6 protein-coding genes are annotated in these 11,476 nt (G+C 67.2%); all 6 read right to left on the bottom strand.

The genetic code is table 11. From position 1 onward, the window contains the following. A partial coding sequence (locus tag GXY01S_RS12715; protein WP_255210438.1) for an alpha-amylase family glycosyl hydrolase occupies positions 1 to 1,519 on the bottom strand: 1,519 nt, incomplete at its 3' end. Beyond that, positions 1,512 to 3,587, bottom strand: a complete 2,076-nt coding sequence (gene malQ, locus GXY01S_RS12710) for a 4-alpha-glucanotransferase (RefSeq protein ID WP_061275649.1) — start codon at positions 3,585 to 3,587, stop codon at positions 1,512 to 1,514. The genes malQ and GXY01S_RS12715, both read right to left, overlap by 8 nt. Continuing rightward, positions 3,580 to 5,361, bottom strand: coding sequence for a malto-oligosyltrehalose trehalohydrolase (gene treZ, locus GXY01S_RS12705; protein ID WP_061275646.1), 1,782 nt, complete (start codon positions 5,359 to 5,361; stop codon positions 3,580 to 3,582). Before treZ ends, malQ begins: the two co-directional genes overlap by 8 nt. Continuing rightward, positions 5,358 to 7,487, bottom strand: a complete 2,130-nt coding sequence (gene glgX, locus GXY01S_RS12700; protein ID WP_061275644.1) for a glycogen debranching protein GlgX — start codon at positions 7,485 to 7,487, stop codon at positions 5,358 to 5,360. Before glgX ends, treZ begins: the two co-directional genes overlap by 4 nt. Continuing rightward, the gene (gene glgB / locus GXY01S_RS12695; protein ID WP_061275642.1) at positions 7,484 to 9,703 is read right to left on the bottom strand and encodes a 1,4-alpha-glucan branching protein GlgB; all 2,220 of its coding nucleotides are present in this window, start codon (positions 9,701 to 9,703) and stop codon (positions 7,484 to 7,486) included. The genes glgX and glgB overlap by 4 nt, the downstream gene beginning before the upstream one ends. A gap of 57 nt (positions 9,704 to 9,760) precedes the next feature. Then, positions 9,761 to 11,395, bottom strand: coding sequence for a glycogen synthase GlgA (gene glgA, locus GXY01S_RS12690; RefSeq protein WP_061275640.1), 1,635 nt, complete (start codon positions 11,393 to 11,395; stop codon positions 9,761 to 9,763). Positions 11,396 to 11,476: the final 81 nt, after the last annotated feature.

The following is an 11,476-nucleotide window of genomic DNA, read 5'->3' as shown; positions in this document are numbered from 1 at the left end:
CAAGCACCGGTTGCAGCCGGGCTTCCAGCCGTGGCCGGGCGGCCGTGCTGGCCGCGTGCAGGGCCGCGCCATCTTCGGCATGGTCCTGCATCACCTCATCGCCAAAATAGGTGCGGTAAAACGTGAAGGAGACCAGCACGGCCTCAAGCACGGCCCGCAGGTCTGCCGCAGGCATGCAGTCCGCCCCCCGCGCCTTCAGCGCCGTGGCCAGCAGGCGGGTCAGTTGCCCGAATTCGGCAGCAAAGCCCCCGGCCAGCAGTTGCACGCGGGCCTCGCGCGCAATCAGGCCGCAGGCTCTGGCATCTGGCCCGCACGCTGCCCACAGCCGATCCAGCACGGGGGCCGCGCGGGCATCATGCAGCACGGCGGAGACCTGATCCATGAAGTCGTAGCCCGTGGTGCCTTCAACCGGCCAAGCGGCAGGCAGGCTCTCATGGGTGGCAAGGATTTTTTCCACGTAAATGGCCGCGCCCGGCAGGGCGCTTTCGGGGCGCAGGCGGCCCAGTGCGTCAAGCCGGGCGCGCAGGCGCTGGCAGTAGGCGGCAGGCGCGGCCAGCCCATCAATATGATCGACCCGCACGCCGTCAACCAGTCCGCGCTGATACAGCGAGAACAGATAGCCATGCACCGCCTCGAACACCTCCGCGCGCTCCACGCACACGCCCACAAGGCCGGTAATGTCAAAAAACCGCCGCCAGTTGATCCGTGTCGCGGCCTCACGCCAGCAGGCCAGACGCCATGGCTGCGCGGCCAGCAGGCGTTCCAGCCGGGTGCGGCCTGCGGGGTCGCATCCATCATGCAGGCTGGCAAGGCGCATCATGGCTGCCTGCCCGCGCTGTGTTGCCGCCCAGTGCCGCAGGGCCGCCAGCGCGGAATCCGCTTCCGCCCCCGGCCCGCCGCGCAGCGCCACGGTGGTGAAGGCCGCAAGCAGCGCGCCGGGGGCCTCCACCTGCGCCAGCAGGGCCGCGTAGCTGGCCGGGCTCAGCGGAAAGCTGTGCTCATGGTGCTGGATGTGGAACAGTCCCCCATCCCCGTCATGGCGCAGGACAAGGCTGCCTGCCATCATTGCCTCGGGCAGCGGGCGATCAAGGAAGGGCAGCAGCACGCGCCCGCGCAGATCCGGGGCGGGGTCATGCCAGTTGATGTCGAACCACGTGGCATGCGCCGAAGCCTGCCCCCAGGCCAGCACATCCATCCACCACGCATTATGGGCATCAACGGCCATGTGGTTGGGCACGATATCAAGGATCAGCCCCATGCCGTGGGCATGCAGCCGGTCAGTCAGGCGCACCAGTGCCGCCTCGCCACCCAGTGCCGGGTCGATTTGGTCATAAGCCACGGTATCGTAGCCATGGGTCGAGCCGGGGCGCGCGGCAAACAGGGGCGAGGCGTAAAGATGGCTTATGCCAAGGCGGGCGAATTGCGGCACGAGGGCCGTGGCGTCATCGATTGTCATGCCCGCGCGGAACTGCAGCCGCAGCGTGGCCCGCACCAGGGCGGCCGGGGTGGTGTTATTCATGGGCACGCCCCGCGCGCAGGCGGTTGAAGCGCCGGCGCGTATCATGCCCTGACAGCAGGGTTGCGGTCATGCCGGGGTAGCGGCGCTGCCAGTTGGGGTGCCCGCTCGTGGTGCCGGGCAGGTTAGGCTGCTCGGCAAGGCCGAGCATGTCCTCCACCGCCATGAGGGCAAGCGGGCACGCGGCCCGGCCCACGAAGCCGATGGCCTCATCCACCACCCTTGCCGCCCCCGTGGCGTCGGGCGGTGGCTTCTCCCCGCCCCTGCCGCGCGCGGCAGATGCAGGCCGGTCGTGCATCAGGGCGGACCACAGGGCGGTGCGGTCATTTTCACGCTCGTCATGCACGGTGTTGGGGTCGAGGCCCACGGGGAGCTGATGCAATTTCTCGCGCCAGGAAATGTCCGTTCCCTGCCACCAGCCTGCCACCGTGGGCAGGTCATGGGTGGTGGTCATGGCGGTGGCCTGGGGCGACCATGTGGCGGGTGGCCTGAACACCCCTTGCGGCGTGCGCTCGAAAAACAGCACGTTCATGCCCATGATGCCATGCGCGCCTGCCGCCTTGCGAAACGCGGTGGTGACCGTGCCCAGATCCTCGCCAATCACCATGGCATCGGCCCGCATGGCCTCAAGGGCGACGAGCCGCATGAGGTCGCGCACGGGAAAGGACAGGTAACTCCCCTCAGCCGAAGCGCCGCCCTGCGGTATGATCCACAGCCGTTCCAGCGCCATGACATGGTCGATGCGCAAGCCTCCGCCATGCGCAAATCCCGCGCGCAACGTATCGATAAAGGCGCGGTAGCCCGTAGCCCGCAGCCCGGCGGGTGAAAACGTGGTCAGCCCCCAGTCCTGCCCCAGCGGGCTCAGCGCATCGGGCGGTGCGCCAATGCCCGCGCCAAGCAGGAATTCGGACTGGCGCGCCCAGCATTCGCTGCCCGTGGGGTCCACGCCCACCGCCATGTCCTTGATCAGCCCGATGCGCATGCCCGCCGCCCGCGCACGCGCGCAGGCACGGGCCAGGCTGGTGGCCGCCAGCCACTGCACGAACACATGGAATGTCACGTCATGGGCGAATTCCTGCGCAAAACGCGCCACTTCCGGGCTGTCAGGCTGGCGCATGGGCACGGGCCAGCGCCGCCAGTCGCCGCCGCGTTCACCACGGGTGGAGAAATAGGCGTGCAATGCCTCGAACAGGGCATGCTGCTCGAGCGCACGCCCCCCGGCCGCGCGAAAGTCGCGCATGGCCTGTGGCGGACTGGCCGCGATCCGGTCATCATACAGCCGCCTGAGCAACCGGTAGCGGCATGTGCTGGCCCGCACCCAGTCAATCAGCGCCGCATCCTCAAGCTGCCTGAGCGTATCGACATAGGCCGCCCCCTCCCTGACCACGGCGGCCTGCACGGTTGCCGCGTCGAACACCGCATGCGGGTCAGCCAGCAAGCCATTCAGGAACAGGCGCGATGAGGGTGAATACGGGCTGTACTGCCCGGGCCGCGCGGCAAACATGGCATGGGCCGGGCTGATGGCCAGCGCATCCGCTCCGCGTGCCGCAGCCGTGCGGGCCAGGGTTTCCGTCGCGCCAAAATGGCCAATCCCCCCATCGCCCGCCATGCGCAGGCCATAAACCTGCGCGCCCAGCCCCCACGCCCGCACGCTGCCGCCTGCGCATATCCGGCTCACGCGCGGGCAGGACGGGGGCGCAATGGCCAGTGTTGCGGTCGTGTCGCCCACTTCCAGCCGGTGGTAGCCGCACACGCCCACGGGGGGCAGCGCGGGGTGGCCACGCATCAGGCGCAGCTTTCCTTCAATTTCCGCGCCATTTTCCAGCACGAGGCGAAACCGGCCCCCGGCATCACCGGGTGGCAGGGGCAGCACGGTCGCCTGGCCTGCAATGCCCACCACCATGGCGGGCAGTGCCCCGCGCGGGGGTGGCGGCGGGGCATGACCTTCCAGCACGGCCAGCAGGCGGCGCAGGCTCTCGTTCGAGACGCGGTGCATCTCGCCCGCGGCATCGCGCCAGCGCAGGCTCAGCCCGGCATGGCGGGCACGCTCGACAAGGGTGCGGTTATTCATCCTCGGCCTCGTTCAGGCAGGCCATCATGGCATAAGGGGGCAGGGTTGCGCAGAACAGGTCCACCCCGTGCGGCAGCACCGCATGCAGGCAGCGCCCCTGCGGCATGTCTGGCAGCGGCACTGCCGCATCGGCCAGGTTGAGGGCAATGGACAGCACCGCCCCATCGCCCATGCGCCACCGGGCAAAAACCGCCCCCCTGCCCAGAACCTGCGCCCCCATGGCGCGCGCGCCGGGCAGGCGGGGCGTGATCTCGGCGTGACGCAGGGCCAGTAGCTGCGCAATCTGCGCGTTCCATTCCCTGTGGGCTGGTCTATCGCGCTCGGCGGGGTCGAGGCGCGAGGTAGCATAGGTTTCGGGCGCGTTGGGATCGGGGATGGTGTCGCGCTTTTCCGCCGAGGCGAAATGCGAGAAACCGGCAAATTCCTGCCGCCGCCCCTCGCGCACGATCCGGCCGAGCGCCGGGTTGTAGTCGGTAAAGAACAGGAAGGGCTGGCGCGAGCCCCATTCCTCGCCCATGAACAGCATCGGGATCTGCGGGCACAGGAGCACCAGCCCGTAGGCCGCGCGCAGGGCCTGTGGCGCGGCCAGCACGCCCAGCCGCTCGCCTAGCGCGCGGTTACCGATCTGGTCATGGTTTTGCAAAAAGATGATGAAGCGGTCAGGCGCAAGGTCAGCACTCGGGCTGCCCCTTGCCTTGCCATTGACCGGCTGCACCTCACCCTGAAAGGCAAAACCCTCGGCCAGCACGCGCGCAAGTGCTGGTGCCGGGTCGGGGGCGAAATTGCCATAATAGCCCTCCTCCTCGCCGGTCAGCAGCACATGCAGGGCGTTATGGGCGTCATCATTCCACTGGGCGCGATAGCCCGCGCGCAGCAGGCCGGCATCATTGTTCTCATTTTCCACGATCAGGTGCACATGCCGCCCGCGCTCGACATGGTTGCGGATGATGGCAGGCAACGCCAGAAGCCAGCCCCGGTCCACAATGGCCTGCACGGCATCAAGCCGAAGTCCGTCAAAGCGGAATTCCATGAGCCAGTACAGCGCGTTATCAATGAAGAACTGACTGACCGCCTCCTGCCCGAAATCAATGGCCGCCCCCCACGGCGTTGCCGTATCGTAGCGGAAGAAGGGCGTTGCGTAGTCAGCCAGGTAATTCCCGTCCGGGCCGAAATGGTTGTACACCACGTCCAGAAACACCATGAGCCCCAGCCCGTGCGCCGTATCAATCAGCGCCTTGAGCGCATCGGGCGGACCGTATGCGGATTCCGGGGCGAAAGGCAGCACGCCGTCATAGCCCCAGTTGCGTCCGCCCGGCACCTCGGCCAGCGGCATGAGTTCGATGGCGGTCACGCCAAGGGCGGCAAGGCGCGGCAGGTCGCGGGCCACGCCGTCATAACCGCCCATCAGGCCCACATGCACCTCGTATATGACCACCTCATGCCACGGACGGCCCGGCCATGCGGCATGCCGCCAGTCATAGGCGGCGGGATCGACCACCTCGCTTGGCCCACGCACGTCATCGGGCTGGCAGCATGAGGCGGGGTCCGGCACGGCAAGGTCACGGGCCACGCGGTAGCGGTAGCGCGTGCCCGCCCCGCAGGGAAACACGCATTCAAACCACCCTTCCCTGTCGCGGGCCATGGCAACGGGCGCATGGCCCTGCGCCTCGAGCAGGACCGTGTGGCATGAGGGCGCCCAGAACCGGAAGCGGGTATGCCCGGCATCAAGCAACGTGGCCCCGACATAGCGGTCAGACTGGAAATGGGTGCTCATGCGGCGTCCTTCCCTGCATTATCGCCACCATGCGCGAAGGCCAGCAGCATAAGCCCGTGGGCGGGCACGGTAATGTCATGCGCGTCCGGACCCAGCGCCTGCACCGCCCGTTCGGGCTGCGTGGTGTCGAGCAGCAGGGTCCACTGCCCTTCGGGTCCGGGCAGCGTCGCGTTCACATCGCTCCCGCCGGGGTTGAGCAGCATGTAGGTAATATCGACCGCGCCATCGGCCCCGATGCTGGCGCGGCGCACGCCAAGCAGGTGGAATGTCTCGTCATTCCACTGCTCCACCCCCATGGGCGTGCCATCATGGCCGAACCAGCCGATATCGGGCACGTCGGGCAGCGGCCTGTGGCGGCCATGCATGTAGCGCGCCGCCCGCAGCGAGGGGTGCGCCCGGCGCAGCGTGGCAAGGCGGGCGACAAAAGCGGTCATCAACTGGCCCTGCGGCGAGGCGGCGCGCTGCCAGTCCAGCCAGCTTGTGGGGTTGTCCTGGCAATAGGTGTTGTTGTTGCCATTCTGGGTCTGGCCAAACTCATCGCCCGCCAGCAGCATGGGGGTTCCGTGCGAGAACATGAGGGTGGCCATCATGGCGCGCTGCACGCGGCCACGGAGGTCGAGGATGGCGGGGTCATCGGTCGGGCCTTCCACGCCCCAGTTGGCGCTGTTGTTGTCGGCGCTGCCATCCTGGCCATCTTCCCCATTGGCCTCGTTATGGCGCTCGGCATAGCTGACCACGTCCTCGAGCGTGAAGCCGTCATGCGCGGTAATGAGGTTGACCGAACTCCACGGCCTGCGGCCCCTGTGGTCGAGCAGGTCGCCCGAGCCCGCGATGCGGGCGGCGATATCGCCCTGCTGCTGGCCATCGCCACGCCAGAAGCGCCGCGTGGTATCACGGAAGCGGTCATTCCATTCGGCAAAGCCGGGCGGGAAGTTGCCGAACTGGTAGCCGCCGGGGCCGGGGTCCCATGGCTCGGCAATCAGCTTGCGCGTGGACAGCAAGGGGTCCTGGATGATGGCATCAAAAAAGCCTGATCCCTGATCGAAGCCATAGGGTTCGCGCCCGAGCACCGGGGCGAGGTCGAAGCGGAAACCATCAATGTGGAATTCGTCCGCCCAGTAGCGCAGCGAGTCCAGCACCATCTGCAACACGCGCGGGTGCGACAGGTTGAGCGTGTTGCCGCAGCCGGTATCGTTGATCAGGTGCCGCTCGTCACCGGGCACGAGGCTGTAATAGGTGGCGTTGTCCAGCCCCCGGTAGCACAGGGTGGGGCCGAGTTCGCTGCCCTCGCAGGTGTGGTTGTAGACCACATCCATCACCACCTCGATGCCCGCCTTGTGCAGCCGCCTGATGGCTGCGCGCAACTCGTGCGCCGAGCCGCTGGCCAGATAGCCCGCATGCGGCACGAAAAACGCCAGCGTGTTGTAGCCCCAGTAATTGGTCAGCCTGCGCTCGATCAGGTAACGCTCGGGGGCAAAGCACTGGATGGGCAGGAGTTCGAGCGTGGTCACGCCCAGCCTGCGCAGGTGCGCGATCATTTCGGGCGCGCCAAGGGCCTGGAACGTGCCCGGCTGGGGGCCGCGCTCCATCGCGCGCTGCATGGTCAGGCCCCTGACATGCGCCTCCATGATGACGGTATCCGCCCACGGCACGCGGGGCAGGATGTCGTCCTCCCACTCATAGGCATCGTTCACCACCACGCATTTTGGCATGGAGGGTGCGCTGTCACGCCGGTCGAAGGACAGGTCGGCCCGCGGCGAGTGCAGGCGGTAGCCGAACTGCGTGTCCGACCATGAAACCGGCCCCGTGAGCCTGCGGGCATAGGGATCGATCAGCAGCTTGTGCGGGTTGAAGCGGTGACCGTTGGCGGGGTCGTATGGCCCGAAGGCCCGGAAGCCGTATAACAGCCCCGGCTCGGCGTCGGGCAGGTAGCCGTGCCAGATTTCATTGGTGTATTCGGGCAGGCGGAAGCGCGCGATCTCGCGCCGGTCGCGCGGGTCGAAAATGCACAGGTCGATCTGCTGCGCATTGGCCGAGAACACCGCGAAATTGACGCCAAGCCCATCCCAGCACGCGCCGAGGCGGGTGGGGCTGCCGGGCGATAGCGCGGGCGGGAAACGCATCATGATCCTTCTCCCGCGGGCTGAAGGTAAAGCGCTGCCAGCGGCGGCAGGGTCAGCACGCACGAGCAGGGCTGGCCGTGCGCGGGCTCGGGCTGCGCCATGACACCCCCGCCATTGCCCACCCCGCTGCCGCCATAGGCGGAGGCATCGGAATTGAGGCGCTCGCGCCACGGCCCGCCCACCGGCACGCCCACGCGGTAGCCACGGCGCACCACGGGTGTCAGGTTGAGCACCACCAGAACCGGGGCATGGCCCGGTGCCAGCCGCAGCCAGGCCAGCACGGCGTTGGCGGTGTCATCGCCAATCATCCACGCAAAACCGGCGGGGTCGCTGTCAAGCATGTGGAGTGCTGGCAGGTCGCGATAGAGGCGGTTGAGATCGGTGACGAGACCCAGCATGCCCGCCTTGAGCGGATCATCCAGACTGCGCCAGGGCGGCTCGCCCTCATGCGACCATTCCGCCTCCTGCGCCAGTTCGGCCCCCATGAATACCAGCTTGCGCCCCGGATGGGCCCACATGAAGGCAAAAAACACCCGCAGGTTGGCATGGCGCTGCCAGCCATCACCGGGCATGCGCGCCAGAAGCGAGCCTTTGCCGTGGGTCACTTCATCATGCGACAGGCACAGGATGAAATGCTCGCTGAAGGCATAATGCAGCCCGAACAGGATTTCATTGAGGTGATGGCCGCGCCACAGCGGGTCACGCGCAAAGAAGCGCAGGCTGTCATGCATCCAGCCCATGTTCCACTTATATGAAAAGCCAAGCCCCCCCTGCGCCACCGGGCGGGTCACGCCGGGCCAGGCGGTGGATTCCTCGGCAATCATCATCGCATCGGGGCAGGTTTCGCGCACGGTCTCGTTGAGCTGGCGCAGGAAGGCCACGGCCTCGAGGTTTTCACGCCCGCCATGAATGTTGGGTATCCACTCCCCTTCCCGCCTGCTGTAGTCGCGGTAGAGCATGGAGGCCACCGCATCGACGCGCAGCCCGTCGATATGAAAGCGCTCCAGCCACATCAGCGCGCTGGCGATGAGGAAGCCGCGCACCTCATGGCGGCCGAAATTATAGATATGGGTGTTCCAGTCGCGGTGCACGCCCTCGCGCGGGTCCTGATGCTCATACAGCGCGCAGCCATCGAAACAGGCCAGCCCGTGCACATCGTTGGGAAAATGGGCGGGCACCCAGTCCAGGATCACGCCGATGCCCGCTGCGTGGCAGGCATCGATAAAGGCCGCGAAATCAGCGGGCGTGCCATGCCGGGCCGAGGGCGCGAACAGCCCGAGCGGCTGGTAGCCCCATGAGCCGCCAAACGGATATTCCATGACCGGCATGAGTTCGACATGCGTAAAACCCGCCGCCTGCACGTAGGGAATGAGTTCGCCCGCGAGTTCGTGCCACGACATGATGCGGTCCGGGTCACCCCTGGGCCTGCGCCATGAGGGGACGTGCAGCTCGTATATGGCCAACGGCGCATCCGTGGCCTGCGCGCGCCCGCGCGTGGCCATCCACTCAGCATCGTTCCAGGCAAAGGGAGCGGGCGACGCCACGACCGAGGCGGTGGCGGGCGGGCGCTCGGCAAACCGGGCGAAGGGATCGGCCTTGTGGGGCAGGATGTGGCCTTCGCGCGTCATGATCTCGAATTTGTAACGCTCGCCGGGGCCGAGGCCGGGAATGAACAGCTCCCACACCCCGGCCGCGTGGCGCAGGCGCATGGGGTGGCGCCTGCCATCCCAGAAATTGAAGTCCCCGATGACCGAAACCCGCCGCGCATTGGGCGCCCACACGGCAAAGCGCACGCCCGGCGTGCCGTCAACCACCATGGGCTGCGCGCCCATGAGCTGGTCAAGCTGGCGGTGGCGTCCTTCGGCAAACAGGGTCAGGTCCGCCTCATCAAGCAGCAGGCCGAATGAATACGGGTCGGCGGTTTCCTCCACCGCGTCGGCCCAGACGATTTTCAGGTGATAGCGCGCCCCTGCGGGAATGGTGCCGACATGCAGCCCCGTGTCGTCCATGCGCCGCATGGGGCGCTCGATCGGGCTGGCGCGCGGGCGCTCAACCACCAGTCGCACGCGCGCCGCATCGTGGTACAGCACGCGGATGACATCGACGCGCCCCATGTTGTGGCGGCCAAGAATGGCAAACGGATCAGAACTGCGCCCATGCACAAGATCATCAATACCACCGGGTAAAACATAGTGAGCTGCATCCTGCCTGATCCGCATGCCGGGGCCTTTACTGTGCTGTAGGGGTTTGGCTGTGAGCGTTGGGGGCCGGGCGCGTTAATGGGGAACGGCCAGCGCGCGTGACAGGCGCGGTGGCCTGCGCGCGATGCGCCGCCTGCGGCCCTCACGCAGGCCACGTTGGCCCGATGGCAGGCTGATCACGTTTGAATCCGCCCGCCCGCCCGCATCAAGGCCCAGCATCTCGGCAAACAGCCTGACGTAATGGGCGGCCTTGTCGTTCCACGACACGTCATAAGCCGCGCCCGTAAGCTGGAGCTGGCGCCACATGCGGCGGTTGCGCCGGTAGAGCTGGCGCGCGCCCGCCACGGTGGCGAGCAGGGTCTCGCCATCAATGGGCGTGAACAGGAAACCCGTCGCAGCGCCCTGGACAACGGCTGCGGGATTGGCGTTGACAATCGTATCGGCCAGGCCGCCCACGCGGGCGGCAATCGGCACCGCGCCATAACGCAGCGCGCCAAGCTGGGTCAGCCCGCAGGGCTCGAAGCGCGAGGGAATGAGCAGCGCATCAACCGCCGAAGGCAGGCGGTGCCCAAGGGATTCACTATAGCCGAGATGGCAGGCAAACCGGCCGGGAAACTGGCGTTGCAGGCCAGCGAGGCGGCGCTCGATCTCGCGGTCGCCCTCGCCCACAACGATAAGCTGGGTGTTGCCTTCCAGCAGGCGTGGCGTGACATCGGCAAGCAGGTCGATGCCCTTTTGCGCGGTCAGGCGGCTGACCACGCCCACCACAAAGGCATCGGGGTCGGCCCACAGCCCGAATTCCGCCTGCAGGTCGCGCTTGTTGGGCGCGCGGCCCACGGTATCGCCCACCATGTAGGGAAAATGCACCGCCGGGTCGGAGGCCGGGTTCCATGTGTCGGTACTGATGCCGTTGAGAATGCCTTCTAGCCGGTCGCCGCGGTGGCGCAGCAGGCCATCGAGGCCCATGCCGCCTTCGGGCGTCTGGATTTCCTGCGCGTAGGATGGCGAGACGGTGGTGATGCGATCGGCATGGTACAGCCCCGCCTTGAGGAAGCTGATGGCCCCGTAGCACTCGCATCCCTCGACCGAGAACGCCTCGGGCGGGAGGCGGAATTCGGCAAGGCACGCGGCGGGAAAACGCCCCTGGAAGGCAAGGTTATGGATGGTCTGGACCACCGGCACGCGGGTGGCCACGGGCAGGCCGCCGCGTTCAGCCGCCTGCTGGTCATGGTGCAGGTAGGCTGCCGTAAGCCCAGCCTGCCAGTCATGCGCCTGCACAAGGTCGGGGCGCGGGTGCGGCGTGTGGCCCCAGGCAATATCTGCCGCCATGCGGGCAAGGGTGGCGAAGCGGATGCCGTTATCGGGCCAGTCCTGCCCCTCGGGGCCGAGATAGGGATTGCCGGGGCGATCAAACAGGGCGGGCACGTCAAGCACCAGCAGGTCCAGCCCGGACACATGGGCCGACCACAGTGTGGCCTCGTGCCCCAGCAGGTCGGGGTGATGCATGACGGGCGCGCGCGCAGGCAATGCCGCCATGACGGCAGGGTAGCCGGGCAGCAGGGTTGTAACCTCCACGCCATAAGGGCCGAGCGCATGTGGCAGCGACCCCACTACATCGCCCAGCCCTCCGGTCTTGACGAAGGGAAACATCTCTGCCGCGACTGAAAGCAGGCGGATCGGGGCTGAAAAAGGCGTAACCGCATTCATCATCGGCCTGTTTCCTTGCAGGAGGAGAAACCCGTGCCATTTCTGGATCTATGTCGGTTAACGGGTTATTAACCCCCTGGTCTC

The organism is Komagataeibacter xylinus NBRC 15237 (assembly GCF_001571345.1).
Classification (GTDB): domain Bacteria; phylum Pseudomonadota; class Alphaproteobacteria; order Acetobacterales; family Acetobacteraceae; genus Komagataeibacter; species Komagataeibacter xylinus.
Note: the sequence above shows the minus strand (reverse complement) of the source record. Positions and strands in the feature narration are given on the sequence as shown.

What these genes read in the sequence shown, in the direction of transcription:
- malQ (WP_061275649.1), bottom strand. Translation starts at nt 3,587, where the DNA reads ATGAATAACCGCACCCTTGTCGAGCGTGCCCGCCATGCCGGGCTGAGC.
- treZ (WP_061275646.1), bottom strand. Translation starts at nt 5,361, where the DNA reads ATGAGCACCCATTTCCAGTCTGACCGCTATGTCGGGGCCACGTTGCTT.
- glgX (WP_061275644.1), bottom strand. Translation starts at nt 7,487, where the DNA reads ATGATGCGTTTCCCGCCCGCGCTATCGCCCGGCAGCCCCACCCGCCTC.
- glgB (WP_061275642.1), bottom strand. Translation starts at nt 9,703, where the DNA reads ATGCGGATCAGGCAGGATGCAGCTCACTATGTTTTACCCGGTGGTATT.
- glgA (WP_061275640.1), bottom strand. Translation starts at nt 11,395, where the DNA reads ATGATGAATGCGGTTACGCCTTTTTCAGCCCCGATCCGCCTGCTTTCA.